Here is a 14,771-nt window from a genome sequence, read left to right as displayed (position 1 = left end):
GATCAGAAAGCCCTTATCGCGCAGGTAGTGGTTGATCTCACCATTAACGAATGGCCTGGCGTAGGCGATGAAGTTGGAGCTGCTGCGGTTCACCCGCTTGCAGTCGTAGCGGCGTGATGCCTTGATCAACCCGATTGCTGCCAGCTGCTCGAGGTCTTCTTTGGGATGGCCGGTGCGGCGGGCGTAGTTGGCCGCCACCTTGGTTGCAAATGGCAGATGCTCAACCACCAGGGCATCGGCAGTGGCATGGGGCGAGCGACAGCGATCCAATCGCCGCGTTGCGATCGCGCTGGTGCGCACCGGTGTCGGCTGGTGCGGCCTTGGGTGGTGCTGGGCGTGAGTAGAGGTCATGACGGGACAGAAGTTGTGAAAAGGAGGCTCTGTCTCTCCCTCAGCGGGAGAAGAGCAGGGGCCTAGGAGTTGCCTTGCCCTGGCCTCGCCAGTGGCGGTTTTGCAGCCAGATCACCCCCTGACAGAAGGCATCCACCAGGTCGTCATGGGCGGCATTGGGAAAACCCAGCAGCTCAGTGATCAAGTCGTCGTTGCCAGGGCCAAATCCCAGTTGGCCGGCCTCAAGCAAGGGGGCGACGGCATGGGCGCGGCTGACCTTGCTGCCTACTGGCCGCACTGCGATTAGTCCAGGGATCTGGCGTTGGAGCAGCTGACAGACCGCCGGGCCGTTAGCGGCGTCCTCAACCAGCACGGCATCAGGCGTCAGCCCCCGCTGGTTGAGATCAGCAAGGGTGTGGGTGAGGAACTTCACCACCCCCGGCAGATCGAGGCGCTGGTGCTGGCTCCACAGCACGGTGATCGCACCACCTGCGGCCTCTTCTGCCGCCGGACTAGTTGGCACGTGCGTACGGGATGACGCTTTAGGTGGCAGCAGTGCCGCGCTGCGGTGCAGCTGCAGGCCCTGGGCCAAGCCGTCTACGGCTGGATGACGACTGGTGCAGTCGCTGTGGAGCCCCAGCAGCACAAAGCCGCAGTAGTCGTTCCCGTCCCCTCCCTTGAAGCTCAGATCGCAGCTGAGCACCAAGGGGGAGAAGGTCTGCTGGCCCTTGGCGCGGCGCAGCCACTGCCGCTGGAACAGCAGACCTTCCGCTGGAGAAGGCCGCTGCTGGTAGAGAGCGTTCCACCAGTAGCTGCCGGCGCGGATCCTGATCTGCTCCAGCTCAGCCAGGGGAAACCGCTCGGGGCAAAGGGGCTCCCCGGGTTGGCGCCAGTCCGGCTCGAGCGTGCAGGTGGCGGCGAAGTGGAGCTGCTGCTCGGGCGGCTCGCAGGTGGCCGGCAGGTTGAGCAAATGCCAGTGCTGCGGGGCGTCGCCGCTTTCCTGTTCCAGCAGCCAGCCGATCAGGTCGTCCTGATGCCAGCGGGTCAGCACCACCACCTGGGCGGCTCCGGCATTGCCGTTCACCCCTGGTTCAGATCTGGTTAGCCAGACGGATTGGAACCACTCGATCAGTTTTTGGCGTTGAGCTGCGGAGTTGGCATCTTCTGGGCCCTTGTAGGGGTCATCAATGATCCCGAGGGCATAGCCCTTGCCCGTAAATGGTCCCCGAACGCCAGCAGCAATGCAGCCGCCGCGATCAGGGGTGAGCCAGTTACCAACGGCGGTGGAGTCCTTGGAGAGGGGATGACCAACCGCGCGGTAGTAGTGCCTCGCTTCTCGGCTATGGGCATAGGCCAGCTCGGCTGAATAGGAAGCAATGGCGCAGAAGCGTGTTGGGTAGCGGCTCACCTAGTAGGCGGGAAACAGCTTGGAAACCAGAAGCGATTTCCCCAAGCGCGGCGGGCAGCAGACGATCAGGCGGTTGAGCTGGCCATCGGCCACCCGCTGCAGCAAGGCGATCAGTCGCTCGGCCCAGGTGTGGAAGGCGTAGCTCGGGTAAGCCTCGCTGATGAAGTTGCGAAACAGGCCTGGGGCGGCCTCCTTCGCAGTGAACCGGGAGGGATCGGGGGCACCAAGTAGGCCCCAATCGGCCCAGAGATCAGATCCCGGATCCAGCAGCAGGCCGGCCATCAGCTTCTGCTCCCTGCCGCCTGCCCGTCTGGTGCCTTGAGGGGAGCGCGCAGCAAGCCGCCGATCTCGGCGATGACCCGGAAGGCGCCAACAGCTGCTGAAAACTGCTCAGCATCCATGGCCCGGCGAGCGCAGTCATTGAGGGCAAAGATCTGCTCGGCCTGGTGCCGGCGGCGATCGGAGATCAGCTCCTCGACCATCCGCTCGCGGGCGAGGTTGAGGTAGCGATTGATCGTCTGGCTGTTGGTCACCCCCCAGCTTTCACGAGCTTTTTCGTAGATCAGCGCCAGAGGAATGCGCTGGGCGATCCACAACTGCCCCTCAGCCACGCGGCGCTCCACCTCCAGTCGTGACGGCCGGGGCGGTGGCTGGGCCGCATGTCCCTTGGTGCGACGCGGTGGGTTGGCATGCCCGATCGGCCGGGCGGGATCGGTAGGTTCGTAGATGGGCTGGCCGTTGTCGTCCTCCGCGCTGGCGGCAGCGCGCAGCTCCTCCACCGGATCAGCAGCGCTGCAGTTGTGGGCGCGCGTCGGCATCAGCTCAGAACGGCAGAGGCTGGGTCTTCGGGGGGCGGATGGTCCAGAAGGGCTTGCCGCGCTTCTCCGTGGCGCTGCCCTGCTGGATCGCCGCTTCCTTGGCGGACTTGAGCTGCTGCTCGATCTGCTGCACCACCGGTGGGAACTCGTAGCTCAGGCGCCCGGTGCTGTGGGCAAAGGCCCAGTCGTTGTGGGAGAAAGACGGATCCAGCTGGCCGGTGGCCATCGCCGTGTTGAGGGCCTCCAGGAGCGGCTCGAGCTGCTGATCCAGCTCCTTCTGTTGCGCCTTGATCGCGGTGACCGCGTCCAGCAGATCATCGAGATCAGCCTCAGTTACCGCACCGGCGACTGGAGCTTGGGGAGCAGCAACAAGCAGGAGGTCCGCCATCGAGGAACATCAGAACAGTTGCCCGGATGATTCCGAGCCCGCTGAGTCTAGCGGCCAGCATCTACAAGCCAGTTTGCTGAGCTGGCTCTCGTTGATCCTTGCTCTCAGAAGGGCCTGTGAGTGGAGCAGTAGCGGCTCCAGGCGGCGGCCCAGGCGCTCAGGCACTTCTCACGGCTGTAGAAGGTGCTGCAAAAGGCCTCGCCGGGCTTGCTCCAGATCGTCTGGCCCAGCTCGTAGTGATTGCCCTGGGAAGCTTCCAGCACCATGTAGCCGCCCAGCTGGGCGGCGGTGGAGTAGGGCCGGCCGTGGGCCGAGAGGGTCTTGAGGTCGTAAAGCACCCGCACCTCGTGGCCACGGCGCTCACTCAGGGCCCGTGAGACATAGGCGCCGTCAAAGGCCCCCGCCACGTTGCGAATGAGGCAGCAGCTGAGCCGTTCGCTGGCGATCACCTGCACCTCGTCCCAAAGCGGCAGCTGCAGCAGCGGCAGGATCCAGTCCCGGTACTGGTGGTGCCCGCACAGGGTCTCGGCGTCCAGCAGAGCTTCTCTGGTGCTCTTGCCCGCCAAGAAGCGGGCCTGGCTGTAGTACTCAAGGGCTGCGTGCACGGTGGTGCCGCGCGGCTCCCAGATCGACCGCTTGGCCTCGATCGAGCGCTTGGCGTAGTCGCTCAGGCCATGGGCCAGCACGCCGGTGATCGACACCGGGAACAGGTGATCGCCGAGCCAGTACCGGTGAGCTGCCTCATCCCGCCAAAGGCCGGGGATGGGGTCAAGCCAGGTGGAGGTGGTGGTGGTCATGGCCGTTTCAGTTGTGACGCGGCGTGACGATGGGCGTAACAGCCGAGATCGCCTGCCTGTAGTGGCTTCTGGGGGTGCCTGTAACGATGTAACCCTTTTTCAGATATAGAGGCATTAGCAAGCAGCAGCGTCTGGTTGAGAAGGTGTCAATTCGTCTTTGAATTCATAGGGGGCTCTATGTGATCCCTGAGGCGTTACATCGTTACGGATGCACAGATCGCTAGCGGTGCATGGGATCTGGGCGTTACCGCTGCTGTTATGTCTGGCCGTTTTGTAACGGCAGCTGGTTACAGCACGCTCAGGGGAATGGCGACTGCACGGCTGACCATGCCGGCGCCACAGAAGCGCACCGCTCCTGCCCGTTGCGCACCGCCCAAGCGCAACAGCACCACAGGCCAGCTGTTCTGCCAGGCGGTATCGACGAGGAAGTGCTCAATTGCCTTGGCGGTGTTACTCACCAGCAGGCGGTCCTGATCCACCCGCAGTCCATGGCGCCCCAGGGTCTGGGTGGCCAAGCCCGCGCTGACATCGAGGCAGGTGTTGTGGCAGGCGGCCAGCTCCACCAGTTCACCGATCGTGCGGGTGACGGGCTTGTCGTCGGTCTCCACCCGCACCTGGCGCTGCAGAATCGTCTGGATGCAGCGGGCCTCGTCTGGCACTTCGGTGCTCTGGCTGTAGCTCTCCCAGTCGTGGCAGGCAATGCAGTGCTCGGCCTCCTCCTGGGTGGGGACGGAATCACTGAGCAGCGACCAGGCGCCGGCCATCAAGGTGCCGTACTGATCACCCAGGCGCTGGGAGTCGAAGTGGCGTGCGGCGGCAGAGGAGAAGACCACCACCGATTGGCGGATCACCGGGATCAGCGAAACGGTGCGAGCGATCAGCCGCCGCGCCAGCTCAGGGGTGACGTGGTGCTCGAGATCGCGATCGAGATTCTGCCAATGGGCTTCTCGCTCCTCCTTGCCCATCTCGTTGGGGCTGCGCAGGGTGAGCTGCGCGAAGCGGCTCTTGTCCGCCCCCTGCTTGAGGGCGGTGGCGATCGATGACATCAGAAACATCGAGCGCACCCGGAAGCGGCTGACATCCCCACTAGGGGAGCCCTTGAGCATCTCGGCGCTGCTCTCGCTGCTGGCAACCCGTGCCAGCGAGAGGATCGCCTGCATCCGCTGCTGGTCGCCCTTCTCGTTGCTCTCGGCCTCATCAAAGACCACCGGAACGGCATCCGAGCAGATGGTCTGACGCAGGCCCGCCTCGGTCGTGGCGCCCACTACCACCAGGCTCAGATCGCCGAGCAGCGGTGCCACGAAGCGATCGAGGATCTGGCTCTTGCCCGATCCGGCGCCGGCAGTGAGCCAGATATGGGGCCGCCAGCGCAGGGCGCCGCAGATCGGAGCCAGCACCACCCAGCCGAGCAGGAGGGTGCCTGAGGCCGGCACCTCCCAGCGGAAGCGGTTGGCGATGCCCACGATCATTCCGGCCTCCGCCACGCTCAGGGGCTCCACTCCGCAGGGGCCCTCCAGGCGCTTGAGCCGCTGATAAATGAACCGTGAGCGAAAGGGCCTGGTGATCGGGTGCTCACCCTCAGGAGTGATCAGGCGATCGCCCAGGTGCAGCACGGTGCGGCCCTCATCCCACCAGGCCCCGCGGCCGCGGATGCGCTCCACCGCAAAGATCCCCATCGCGGCGGAGCTCTTGTGCAGATCGCTGGCCGCCGCCGGCCAGTTCACCCCGGTGCGGCTGGGGTAGAGGCTTTCCCAGTACTCCAGCGGCGCCAACGCCACCAGGTGGGTGGCGGTGTGGCAGCCGCGGGGAAGCCGGATCACCTGGCCGGTGCTGGCGGGCTGGTAGAAGTTCGCGTCGGCGTCGTAGCCAAGGCAGAGGAAGGGTGCTGCCGGCCTGGAGGCCGCTGCAGGGGCAGGCGGTGGTGGGGCACCATCGCCGCTGCCGCCATCGCATCGGGCATCAGGCGCCGTCCATGGCTGAACCGCTTTGGCTAGCTGACGTGCGGCCTGCCGAGGCGTCCAGTCGGCGTCGGCCAGGTCCCAGCCTTGCGGCAGGTCCGACGGCAGAGCCACCAGTTGCAGCTGGCAGTCGAGGGGATGCAGCAGGGCGGTCAGGTTCTCCATTGCCGCTAGGCCGTCGGCATCGGCATCGGGCCAGAGCGTCACCGAGCGGCCGGCCAACGGCGTCCAGTCCGCCTTGGCGATCGCCTTGGATCCATTGGCCCAGCTCAGCACCACGTGCTGCGGGAACAGACGGGTAGCCGCATCGGCGGTTCCTTCTCCTTCCACCACCAGCACGGGCGCTTCTGGTCGTTGGCCCAGGCCCGGCAGGCCGTAGAGCGGACGCGGTGCGGGCCAGTCGCAGGAGAAGGCATCGCGGCGGCTGGGGCGATGCCAGTCCCCATCCAGCCAGACGCGATGCAGGAAGGCCTTGCCGCCGCTGCGCAGCCGGATCCGCTGGATCCAGAACAGCACCTCCCCGGCGCCGTTGCGGTAAGCCCATTGGGCGGTGGCGCCGCGGTTCAACGGGGGCGGTGGGGCATCGGCAGGGGGCTTCTCGGGCATGCGCCAGGGCTTGCCGTTGCGATTGCAGCTCTGGCTGGGAATGCTGGCGTTGTCGTCAGGCACCAGACCAAGGAAGCCCTCCACCTGCCGGGCGGCCTCCACAAAACTCCAGCCCTGCCGACGCATGAGCAGGTCGATGCCGGAGCCGGCACCACCGCGCTGGTCCTTGCCGCCGCACTGATTGCAGAACCAGGAGCCGCTGCCGTCTTTGTCGTCAAAGCGGTAGCGATCCGTGCCGCCGCAGAGTGGGCAGGGCTGATGGCGATCGCTCAGCTCCGCGTCGCTCAGCCCTGCTAGTGCCGCAAGGATCTCCGGCCAGCGGCCCCGAGCCGCAGCAATGGCATCGGCCATGGGATGTCGCTCACCAGCCCTGGCTGGCAAGCGCCTGATTACCCGTAGAGCCGCGATCAGGCGCGGGAACCAGGGACTCACGGTGGATCACAGCGTCGAGCACCTGGCGCAGGGCGGCTGAGCGACTCAGGGAGCCGTGCCGACGCCGCGCATCAAGCCAGGCCAGTTGCTCTTGGGTGATCGAGACACTCACCGGCAGGGCGTAGTCAGACATGGGAACTCCGCTCGTGAACTACAGCCTAATGCTTTAGGCCAGCTCTCGCTAGGCTGAGCCAAAGAAGGATAGAGGCTAGTTACTGTCCTGATCGCCTGTAATCCCAGTGGCCCCGATCGTCCTGCGCGACTACCAGCAGCAACTGCTGGCCGATCTCCGCGCCGCCCTCAAGCTCCACCGCCGGGTCTGTGCGGTCATGCCCACCGGTGCGGGCAAGGGCCAGACCATCGGCGCCATCGCCCGCGGCGCGGCCAGCAAGGGCCGGCGGGTGCTGGTGCTTGCCCATCGGGCTGAGCTGATCGAGCAGCTCACCGGCACAGTGCGGGCCTGGGGCCTGGAGCCCGATGTGATCGCCCCCGGCCACCGGATCCAGGGGCGGCAGGTGGCGGTGGGCTCGGTGCAGACCGTGGTCCGGCGGCTAAAAGCCCTGCCGGCGCCGGATCTGATCATTCAGGACGAGGCCCACCACCTGGTGGCAGGCAACGTCTGGGGCCGGATCATCGAGGCCTGGCCAGGCGCCCATCTGATCGGAAAGACCGCCACCCCCGAACGCCTCGACGGCAAAGGGTTGGGCGTAGAGGCCGGCGGCTACTTCGAGGCCCTAGTGCTCGGGCCCTCAGCGGCCTGGCTGGTCGAACAGGGCTGGCTGGCCCGGCCCAAGGTGTTCTCCTGGCCAGGGGCGCGCAACAGCAAACTGCGGCGCCGGCATATGGGCGAGTTCGACCTGGAGCAGGCGGCACGCGCCTTTGGGGATCGGGCCGCCATTGGCGATGCGGTGTCGCACTACCGCCGCCGGCTCTACCCCGGCACGGCAATTGTTTTTTGCTGCACCATCGAGCACGCCGAACAGATTGCCGCGACCTTCCGCAGTGCGGGAATTCGGGCCGCCTCGGTGAGTGGCAGCACCCCGACCGAAGAGCGCAAACGCCTGATCGCCGGGCTCGGCACCGGCGATGTGGAGGTGCTCAGCAGCTGCATGATCATTTCTGAGGGCACCGACATCCCTTCAGTGGGTGGCGCGATCCTGATGCGTCCCACCGCTTCCCTGAGCCTCTACCTGCAGATGGTCGGCCGGGCCCTGCGGCCCGCAGCTGGGAAGCAGGAGGCCGTGATCCTTGATCACGTCGGCAATGCCCATCGCCACGGCCTGCCGACCGATGAACGCGAGTGGAACCTGGCCGGCCGCCGCCGGCGTGAGGGTGTCTCGATTCCGATCAAGGACTGCCCGCACTGCTTCTGCAGCTGCCCCAGCGCGGTACAGGTCTGCCCTGACTGCGGCCATCTGTTCCTGGCTGACGAACGAGATGAGCAGCGCCGCGGACTCCAGCAGATTGAGGGTGAACTAGTTGAAGTCACGGGCGCAGCCCGCCACCGGCCCAAACCCAAGCCCAACCAGCAGCAGAGGCCCCGGCGCACGCACCCGGCAGCTGGCTGCCGGACCTTCGAGCAGCTGCTGGAGCGGGAGCAAGAGCGGGGCTACAAGCAGGGCTGGGCCAGGTATGTCTGGGCTGCCAGGCAGCGCAGCGCTTAATGCCTGACTGGCTTGCCGCCTGCTCCCAGGAGTTCAGCCTCCAGGCCCAGCTGTTGGGCCGCCGCGACAAACGGGGCATCCAGGCTGCAGAGGGTGGCGCCACGGCCGCTGGCGATTGCTAGGTGCAGGGCATCGGCCGCTCGCAGGGACGTGCTCCAGCCGCGCAAGCAGGCGTTGGCGTTGCGGAAGTCCTGCGGCTCCAGTTCCAGCATCAGCAGGCCTGGCGCCAGGCTGCGCTCAAACCCCTGCAGCACCGTCTCGGCTTGCGCCTGGCTCAGTGCCTTGGTGCGCACCTTCAGGCCGAGGGCGGAATGGAGCTCGGTGACACTCCAGGAGCTGATCGCCAGCGGTGCACTGGCTTCAGTGAGAAACGCCGTTGCCGTGGCGGAGTGCGCTTCCGGCGTCAGCACCGCCAGCAACACGCAGGTGTCGATGTAGAGCATCAGGCGCCGGACTCATCCCGCAACGCCCGCATGGTCTCCACGCCGCTGGTCGGCTGCTCGGGCAACGAGCCACGCAGGGTTGCGAGCTGGGGCAGCAGATCACGCACGCTGCAGCGCGGCACCAGCTCGGCGATGGCTTTGCCGCGACGCGTGATCACCACCGCCTGCCCAGCCTCCACAGCATCCAACAGGCTGGAGAGCTGGGTCTTGGCTTCCGCCACCGTCACCTGCACCATGGCCGTTGACCATCTGGATGACCAACTCTAGGGCGGGCTGATGGCCCGGCAACAGGAGGCATGGCCTCCTCCCCCAGCGAACACGAAATTCAGCAGCGCATCCGCCTGGCCTGCGGCCGCGGGCGGGTACGGCTCTGGCGCAACAACACCGGTGCCCTGGTCGACCAGCAGGGGCGCTTCGTGCGCTTTGGGTTGTGCAAGGGCAGCAGCGACCTGATCGGTCTGCGCTCGCTGGAGATCACGCCTGAACTGGTCGGTCAGCGCATTGCCCAGTTCGTTGCCCTGGAGATCAAGACGGGTTCCGGAACCGTCAGCCCCGAGCAGCGGGCATTTCTGCTGCTGGTGCAGCAGCTTGGCGGCTTGGGCTCGGTCTGCCGCTCGATTGCAGAGGCTCAAGCCGTCCTGGACCTGAATCCCATGGCCGGGTCGGTCCAATGAACAGGCCCGAACTCCGCAAGCAGCTGCAGGCCTTGGCCCGTCGCTATCCCGGCATCCACCCATACACGATAGTCCTCCGCTTCCAGGCCCAGACGGGCCGGGTTCTCACCGTTCAACAGGTCAAACAGCTCTTGGCCGAGCCAGGAAATAACCGAGACCAGCCTGCCAAGCTGTAACAAGCTATGGCTAGCAGTGCCAAGCAGCGCTTAGGATCGGGCTATGGCACAAGCAAAGAAGCCCGTCAAGCGCACCTACCAGGCCGTCCTTGACTGGCAGGACGAGTCCCGAAGAGCCTTTGGGAAGATGCTGCTCAACTGGCGGCGCCGTAACGGCTGGACCCAGTACACCGCATGTGAATGGGGCACAGAAGCCGAGTTTGAGGTGATTTCCTACGGGAATCTCTCGGTGATCGAGCAGGGCAAGGCCGGCGAGCTGCGCCAGAAGGCCTTCTTTCAGCTCGAGGAGCTCAACCGTCGCCTGGCGGAGAAGGACTGGGGACCGGTCAAGTCCCAGCGGTTGAAGGACCAGCTGAAGGATGCGGAGCCCCTACACGGCGATGACGACAAGCTCTGGGATGCCGTGGACTTCTGGAGCTGCTACATCGGCTATGTGCCGGTGCCCAAGGCCTTTCAAGCAGCGCCCGCGCCGACCCTGACCTCGAAGCGTGCCGAGGAGATCTGTCAGAAATGGCGCCAGCATGTGCGCCGCGTGATCAAGGAAGGCGGTCTCGACGTCACCCAAGCCCTGGAGCAGCTGGTCAAGGGTGCACCGAAGGAGCACCAGAAGCGTTTCTCAGAGGTGCTGGCCATCGACGACTACAGCTCGGTTGAGCTGGCTCAGCTCTGGGTGGATGGCGAGGAGTTCCTTCCCGAGCAGTGGATCGGCGCCTGGGAGCAGAAAGCGCTGGGTGCCTGATCGGACCGCTCTGGCGGACGCAACCAGGGCCGACCTGGACGATTGCAAGCAAAGTCTGGGGTTGCGCCTAGCGTTAGCAAGCCGCTAAGCTCAGGCCAGCGGGCACAAGCCCGGCTCTCTGATGTCATGACCCAAACCCCCGCACGCGCAGGCGTGCCAACCGACGCCCTCCCGTTGCTCGACGAAAAAGGCAGCGCCGAGCGCGCCCTTACAGCCGCCCTGGCCTCGTTCCAGGAGCAGGTGCAGGCCGTTCCTTCCCTTGATCTAGCTGCTGTAGTCGAAGCAGCCAGACCGGCCTTTGCCTCGGGCATTGCCTTCAGCGTCCAGCTGGTCGACATCCACGGCCGCAACAAGTTGCGGGTCACGGTGATGCACTCCGGTGGAGCTGAAGTCACCAGTGAGGAGTGGGCCGACGAAGTCGACGACCTGCTGCGGGCCTCCGGCTGGATGCTGGCCATGCTGCTGGGCATCCCTTTGGCCAAACAGGCTCAGCCTGTAGAGCCTGAGAAGAAAGGGGCAAAGAGCCTCGCATCTGTCGGGGTTACTGGTGCTCCGGCTGGGCCTGAGCCCAGCAAGGAGAAAGAGGCTGCCCCAGTAGTTGACATCGATGTCGCTCTGGAGCCGCTCACGCCCCAGGAGATCGAGGCCACCCACCAGCGGATCCTTGCCCTGCCCCAGGCAGCACGCCAGGAGCTGACCAAGGCGTTCCGCGAGCACTTCCAAGTGCCGCGCAATGCCCGCTCCATCGGTGATCGCATCAACCAGCACCAGCACGCCGCCTTCGTCGACCACTTCCTTGAGGAGTGCGTGGGGCACGGCCTCGATGACGCCGCGACGCCGGTGGAGCCGTGAAAGGCCTTCGTCGCTACGGCGAGCAGCCACGCTCGGCCGCCGGTCGCCACTTCATCCAGACCCAGGTGCGCACAGATGTGTACCTGCGAGTCCGCGAGGTGATGGAGCGCCACAACCTCTCGGCCAGCGGGGCAGTGCATCACCTGCTGCGCGAACGCTTTGGTCTGCCGCCCCTGCCTCCTTTCGATCAACAGCCCATTTCCACCGTTCACCCCGTTTCAACCCATGGCTAAGGACATCTTTCGTACCCCCCTCGCCGAAGTGCGCTGGGCCCATCTGATCACCCCCAGGCATCAGCTCGACAAGAGCAAGCCCAAGGCCTGGACGGCCGACCTTCTCCTTCCCAACAGCGATGAGAGGGCCCAGTCCTTCCTGCTAGCGATGGAAGACCAGTTCATCGCCCTGCACGGCAGCCGCAAGCGCCGCGCCGAGAAGGGCTTCCCTTGGAAGCCCGACAAGGAGAAGCCCAGCGAGATCACCGTGGTGCGCTTCAAGGTGCCGCAGTTCCAGCGCCGTGACGGCTCCCACTCCGAGGGGCCCCGCATCGTCGATGCCAAAAAGCAGCCCTGGGATGGGGCCGCCATAGGCAACGGCTCCAAGGTGGTCGTCGCCTTTGACATCTACGACTGGGACGGGGAGAACGGCTGCGGCATGACCTTCCAGCCCCGTGCTGTTCAGGTCGTCGAGTTCGTGCCCTACGAGCAGGTCGATCCCACCGACGGGTTTGAAGAAGTCGAGGGCTACACCACGGGTGCGGACAACGGATCCGCTTGGGCTGTTAAGGACGACGACGAGGCCCCCTTCTGATGGGTTCACCGCACGTCCGCAGTAATGGGGCCTTCGGGCCCCGCCCCCAGCTGCCGGCCTTCTGCCGAACCCGCCGGCCCACCGTCATGGTCACGGTTTCCAGCCTGGCTGGCTTGCGCGCTCTGGCGCTGCTGGGCCTGGCATTTCAGCTCAGCACCCTGCTGCTGGTGCTCGCCGGGCCCGTGCCACCGCGGCCGCTGGCCAGCACCAACACCGTCTTCCACTCCGATGCCAGCGCTGACGCCGGCGAAGTTCCCGCCGTCACACCGCTCTCAGACCAATGAACACCACAACGACGCCGTTCCATCCCGCTGCACCTCTCGTCTCGATGAATCACCCCGCTCTGGTCTCCCGTTCCTGGAAAGGCACGCCGATCTCCCTCCGCACCAGTGATGGCTACGTGAATGACACGGCCATGTGCAAAGCCAACAACAAGCAGTGGTCGAAGTACCGGGAAAGCGACCGCTGCCAGACCTATCTGGATGCCCTCGCTGAAACCTCCGTAATTCGGATGTTTGACCTGATCGAGTCCCGCCAAGGCCAGGGCGGCGGCACCTGGGTCCATCCCCAGGTCGCAGTCGACCTGGCCCGCTGGATCAGCGCACCGTTTGCGGTGTGGATGGATGGCTGGTTTCTGGAGAGCGTCCAGCAGGCGCAAAGGGCACCGGCAGAAACGAGCCCACCGCGGCTGCGGGAGGTCGATGTGATCGCCCTGGTGGAGCGCAGCATCGGGCTATTCGAGCGGCTGGGTGGACTCGACCAGCGCGACCAGCTCCTGTTCAAGGACATCGTCCGCAGCAACATTCTCACTGCAAGCTCAGGGGGCTCTACCCGGCACTCCTGTCGACGACGAGCTGACCCTCAGCGATGCCTGGCTGGAAGTGTTCCAGGAGGCGCTGCCGCGCGCCAAGTACCGCTCTGCAGGGATGCTGGTGGCCGAGGCCTACCGGACAGACTTCGGCCAGGAGCCGCCGCTTCGCCAGCAGTTCGTTGACGGGGCCCCGCGTCAGGTCAAGAGCTACCGCCGCTCCTGGTTGGTCGACACGCTCAAGCGCTTCCGCGATCAACTGGCCGGAGGCTGATGGACACCCAGGTAACGACCACTCGCCAGCGGGTCTGGGTGACAACGGCAGAGGCCTGCACTGCCCTGGGGATGAGCCGCGAAACCCTCCGCCAGCTGCGGTTGCGAGGGGTGCTCACCCCGGGCAAGCACTACCGCCGCTGGGGCTGCACCCAGGGTCGGGGGCCGCTCCAGTGGCACCTAGAAAACGTGGAGGCGAGCATCACTGGCTGGAGCCGGCGGCATCTGCAGCACTGAAAACCACCAACCGGACGTAGAGTCATGTCTCTACGGGTGGCCGGGAACGGCCCAGGGCGCTCCTTGACACAGTCCAAGGCTCAAGGTCGTTCAGCTGACGCCAGCCAGCACTTCCCGCAGGCGATCCGCCGCTGGGGGAACAGCCTGGCGGTAAGGCTCCCGGCCGATTGCCTGCGTCAGGCCGGGCTGCAAGAAGGCGATGAGATCGACATTGTCATTGGACCAGACGGCCGCCTGAGCCTGGAGCCTCTGCGCAGGCTGGATCGCTCTGCTCTGGCCAGTGATTTGCGTCAACTGCAGGCCACCATGGCTCTCACCCCTTCGGTGATTGAGGAATGCCGTAGCGGTGAACGCTGGTGACGCTGACCCATCGATGATCTATCTCGACACCAGCGTCGTGGTGGCTCTGCTGACCCCGGAAGAGAGCAGCTCGCGCGCCCTCGACTGGTTTGCGCAGTCCCGCGAACCCTTAATCAGCAGCGACTGGCTGATCACCGAAACCCACAGCGCCCTGGGGATGAAGCAGCGCCTTCACGGCCTCAGTGCGGAGGCACGCCTGGCCGCTGGGGACCAATTCGAGCGCCTGCTGCAGGGCGGAGTTGAACTGCGCTCGCTCGATCGCGGCCGCTTCCGTCAGGCGGCCGAGCTGCTCCAGGATCCGGCCCTCGGCCTGCGGGGTGGTGACGCCTTGCATTTGGCGGTGGCGCTGCACAGCCGCTGCACCCAGCTGGCCAGCTTCGATATTCGGATGCAACAAGCGGCACAGACACTGGGCCTAATGTCCGCCCTCACGTAGCCCGATGGCCAGCAAGCGCAGCCTCAACAGAGGCTCACGCTCCTACCGAAGAGTGGCTTGTCTTGCAGGCTCAAGCCAAGAAGTTGCAACCACAGGAGAGATCTAGTAGCGAATGGCCGGCGCAGATCCAAGTTTCTCTAGGCAAAGATTTATGGCTATGAATAATATCTTCGGCTCCGCAGCAAGGGCCAAGAACAATGGTTCTATTACCGTTGCAATGGGCAACTGCATTGGAGTGCATTATCCTTCGTACACTTGGGCTGCAGAGGCTTGTGCGGTAGTGACCTTTGACAAAGCGAGTAGCACTTTAGGCACCAATTAGCATTAGCAGCATTAGCAGCATTAGTCGTCCATTTTGAATCATGACAAGACTAGACGCAAGAAACCTTTTGACTGCTGCTTTTGTTGTAGCGGCAATTGTCACGAGTGGAGGTATCACAAATGATGTTTACGCCGAGGATGCATGGGTAGTATGCACCTTTAATTCAACAAAAGAGGACTGCTCACTGGCAGGCAGTCCATCCTCATTCACTGTTACTTATCGATCAGACCATAAACAAATATC

Annotated in this window: 21 protein-coding genes; 11 read left to right on the top strand and 10 right to left on the bottom strand. The window is 65.0% G+C overall.

The features are described 5' to 3' along the window. The 8 genes from KBZ07_RS07395 to KBZ07_RS07360 all read right to left on the bottom strand — a co-directional run. The coding region (locus tag KBZ07_RS07395; RefSeq protein ID WP_315860146.1) for a sigma factor at positions 1–351 on the bottom strand (351 nt) is incomplete at its 3' end. Between the two features lie 40 nt (positions 352–391). Next, the gene (locus KBZ07_RS16290) at positions 392–1,738 is read right to left on the bottom strand and encodes a terminase (RefSeq protein ID WP_254931008.1); all 1,347 of its coding nucleotides are present in this window, start codon (positions 1,736–1,738) and stop codon (positions 392–394) included. Then, positions 1,739–2,020: a hypothetical protein gene (locus KBZ07_RS07385; protein ID WP_254931007.1), complete on the bottom strand. Its 282-nt coding sequence runs from the start codon at positions 2,018–2,020 to the stop codon at positions 1,739–1,741. It abuts the gene before it with no gap. After that, positions 2,020–2,556, bottom strand: a complete 537-nt coding sequence (locus KBZ07_RS07380) for a hypothetical protein (protein ID WP_254931006.1) — start codon at positions 2,554–2,556, stop codon at positions 2,020–2,022. Before KBZ07_RS07380 ends, KBZ07_RS07385 begins: the two co-directional genes overlap by 1 nt. 4 nt (positions 2,557–2,560) lie before the next feature. Beyond that, positions 2,561–2,944 (bottom strand): hypothetical protein, encoded by a 384-nt coding sequence (locus KBZ07_RS07375; RefSeq protein ID WP_254931005.1) that lies wholly within the window; start codon positions 2,942–2,944, stop codon positions 2,561–2,563. Positions 2,945–3,048: 104 nt separating this feature from the next. Next, positions 3,049–3,741 (bottom strand): hypothetical protein, encoded by a 693-nt coding sequence (locus KBZ07_RS07370; RefSeq protein ID WP_254931004.1) that lies wholly within the window; start codon positions 3,739–3,741, stop codon positions 3,049–3,051. A 287-nt stretch (positions 3,742–4,028) separates the two neighbouring features. Beyond that, positions 4,029–6,656: a primase-helicase zinc-binding domain-containing protein gene (locus KBZ07_RS07365; RefSeq protein ID WP_254931003.1), complete on the bottom strand. Its 2,628-nt coding sequence runs from the start codon at positions 6,654–6,656 to the stop codon at positions 4,029–4,031. A gap of 10 nt (positions 6,657–6,666) precedes the next feature. Further along, on the bottom strand, positions 6,667–6,870 hold the full coding sequence (locus tag KBZ07_RS07360) for a hypothetical protein (protein WP_190548267.1): 204 nt from the start codon (positions 6,868–6,870) through the stop codon (positions 6,667–6,669). Between the two features lie 106 nt (positions 6,871–6,976). On the opposite strand from KBZ07_RS07360, the gene KBZ07_RS07355 reads away from it, so the two are divergent. Continuing rightward, a complete protein-coding gene (locus KBZ07_RS07355) occupies positions 6,977–8,401 on the top strand; it encodes a DEAD/DEAH box helicase (RefSeq protein ID WP_254931002.1) in 1,425 nt (474 codons plus the stop codon). On the opposite strand, the gene KBZ07_RS07350 is transcribed toward KBZ07_RS07355, so the two are convergent. Both KBZ07_RS07350 and KBZ07_RS07345 read right to left on the bottom strand, forming a co-directional pair. Beyond that, the gene (locus KBZ07_RS07350; protein WP_254931001.1) at positions 8,398–8,844 is read right to left on the bottom strand and encodes a type II toxin-antitoxin system VapC family toxin; all 447 of its coding nucleotides are present in this window, start codon (positions 8,842–8,844) and stop codon (positions 8,398–8,400) included. The genes KBZ07_RS07355 and KBZ07_RS07350 overlap by 4 nt on opposite strands. Continuing rightward, complete coding sequence (locus KBZ07_RS07345; RefSeq protein ID WP_254931000.1) at positions 8,844–9,080, bottom strand: type II toxin-antitoxin system Phd/YefM family antitoxin; 237 nt, start codon at positions 9,078–9,080, stop codon at positions 8,844–8,846. Before KBZ07_RS07345 ends, KBZ07_RS07350 begins: the two co-directional genes overlap by 1 nt. A 60-nt stretch (positions 9,081–9,140) precedes the next feature. Between KBZ07_RS07345 and KBZ07_RS07340 the strand changes: the two genes are divergently transcribed. From KBZ07_RS07340 to KBZ07_RS07295, 10 genes are all read left to right on the top strand, one after another. Continuing rightward, complete coding sequence (locus KBZ07_RS07340) at positions 9,141–9,518, top strand: VRR-NUC domain-containing protein (protein WP_254930999.1); 378 nt, start codon at positions 9,141–9,143, stop codon at positions 9,516–9,518. Between the two features lie 219 nt (positions 9,519–9,737). Beyond that, a complete protein-coding gene (locus KBZ07_RS07335; protein ID WP_254930998.1) occupies positions 9,738–10,433 on the top strand; it encodes an XRE family transcriptional regulator in 696 nt (231 codons plus the stop codon). Between the two features lie 126 nt (positions 10,434–10,559). After that, a complete protein-coding gene (locus KBZ07_RS07330; protein ID WP_254930997.1) occupies positions 10,560–11,285 on the top strand; it encodes a hypothetical protein in 726 nt (241 codons plus the stop codon). Beyond that, on the top strand, positions 11,282–11,518 hold the full coding sequence (locus KBZ07_RS07325; RefSeq protein ID WP_254930996.1) for a hypothetical protein: 237 nt from the start codon (positions 11,282–11,284) through the stop codon (positions 11,516–11,518). Before KBZ07_RS07330 ends, KBZ07_RS07325 begins: the two co-directional genes overlap by 4 nt. Further along, positions 11,511–12,092: a hypothetical protein gene (locus KBZ07_RS07320; protein ID WP_254930995.1), complete on the top strand. Its 582-nt coding sequence runs from the start codon at positions 11,511–11,513 to the stop codon at positions 12,090–12,092. Before KBZ07_RS07325 ends, KBZ07_RS07320 begins: the two co-directional genes overlap by 8 nt. Then, on the top strand, positions 12,092–12,376 hold the full coding sequence (locus KBZ07_RS07315) for a hypothetical protein (RefSeq protein WP_254930994.1): 285 nt from the start codon (positions 12,092–12,094) through the stop codon (positions 12,374–12,376). The genes KBZ07_RS07320 and KBZ07_RS07315 overlap by 1 nt, the downstream gene beginning before the upstream one ends. A gap of 44 nt (positions 12,377–12,420) precedes the next feature. Next, positions 12,421–13,086, top strand: coding sequence for a KilA-N domain-containing protein (locus KBZ07_RS07310; RefSeq protein WP_254930993.1), 666 nt, complete (start codon positions 12,421–12,423; stop codon positions 13,084–13,086). A gap of 87 nt (positions 13,087–13,173) precedes the next feature. After that, a complete protein-coding gene (locus tag KBZ07_RS07305) occupies positions 13,174–13,410 on the top strand; it encodes a helix-turn-helix domain-containing protein (protein ID WP_254930992.1) in 237 nt (78 codons plus the stop codon). 63 nt (positions 13,411–13,473) lie between these two features. Further along, complete coding sequence (locus KBZ07_RS07300; RefSeq protein WP_254930991.1) at positions 13,474–13,770, top strand: AbrB/MazE/SpoVT family DNA-binding domain-containing protein; 297 nt, start codon at positions 13,474–13,476, stop codon at positions 13,768–13,770. 13 nt (positions 13,771–13,783) lie between these two features. Continuing rightward, the gene (locus tag KBZ07_RS07295) at positions 13,784–14,206 is read left to right on the top strand and encodes a type II toxin-antitoxin system VapC family toxin (RefSeq protein ID WP_254930990.1); all 423 of its coding nucleotides are present in this window, start codon (positions 13,784–13,786) and stop codon (positions 14,204–14,206) included. Positions 14,207–14,771 lie beyond the last annotated feature (565 nt).

The sequence above is a fragment of the Cyanobium sp. BA20m-14 genome (genome assembly GCF_024346295.1).
Note: the sequence above shows the minus strand (reverse complement) of the source record. Positions and strands in the feature narration are given on the sequence as shown.

Coding starts and splice junctions, on each gene's coding strand:
- KBZ07_RS07385 (WP_254931007.1), bottom strand. CDS start 2,020: ATGGCCGGCCTGCTGCTGGATCCGGGATCTGATCTCTGGGCCGATTGG.
- KBZ07_RS07380 (WP_254931006.1), bottom strand. CDS start 2,556: ATGCCGACGCGCGCCCACAACTGCAGCGCTGCTGATCCGGTGGAGGAG.
- KBZ07_RS07375 (WP_254931005.1), bottom strand. CDS start 2,944: ATGGCGGACCTCCTGCTTGTTGCTGCTCCCCAAGCTCCAGTCGCCGGT.
- KBZ07_RS07370 (WP_254931004.1), bottom strand. CDS start 3,741: ATGACCACCACCACCTCCACCTGGCTTGACCCCATCCCCGGCCTTTGG.
- KBZ07_RS07365 (WP_254931003.1), bottom strand. CDS start 6,656: ATGGCCGATGCCATTGCTGCGGCTCGGGGCCGCTGGCCGGAGATCCTT.
- KBZ07_RS07360 (WP_190548267.1), bottom strand. CDS start 6,870: ATGTCTGACTACGCCCTGCCGGTGAGTGTCTCGATCACCCAAGAGCAA.
- KBZ07_RS07350 (WP_254931001.1), bottom strand. CDS start 8,844: ATGCTCTACATCGACACCTGCGTGTTGCTGGCGGTGCTGACGCCGGAA.
- KBZ07_RS07345 (WP_254931000.1), bottom strand. CDS start 9,080: ATGGTGCAGGTGACGGTGGCGGAAGCCAAGACCCAGCTCTCCAGCCTG.
- KBZ07_RS07340 (WP_254930999.1), top strand. CDS start 9,141: ATGGCCTCCTCCCCCAGCGAACACGAAATTCAGCAGCGCATCCGCCTG.
- KBZ07_RS07335 (WP_254930998.1), top strand. CDS start 9,738: ATGGCACAAGCAAAGAAGCCCGTCAAGCGCACCTACCAGGCCGTCCTT.
- KBZ07_RS07330 (WP_254930997.1), top strand. CDS start 10,560: ATGACCCAAACCCCCGCACGCGCAGGCGTGCCAACCGACGCCCTCCCG.
- KBZ07_RS07320 (WP_254930995.1), top strand. CDS start 11,511: ATGGCTAAGGACATCTTTCGTACCCCCCTCGCCGAAGTGCGCTGGGCC.
- KBZ07_RS07315 (WP_254930994.1), top strand. CDS start 12,092: ATGGGTTCACCGCACGTCCGCAGTAATGGGGCCTTCGGGCCCCGCCCC.
- KBZ07_RS07310 (WP_254930993.1), top strand. CDS start 12,421: ATGAATCACCCCGCTCTGGTCTCCCGTTCCTGGAAAGGCACGCCGATC.
- KBZ07_RS07305 (WP_254930992.1), top strand. CDS start 13,174: ATGGACACCCAGGTAACGACCACTCGCCAGCGGGTCTGGGTGACAACG.
- KBZ07_RS07295 (WP_254930990.1), top strand. CDS start 13,784: ATGATCTATCTCGACACCAGCGTCGTGGTGGCTCTGCTGACCCCGGAA.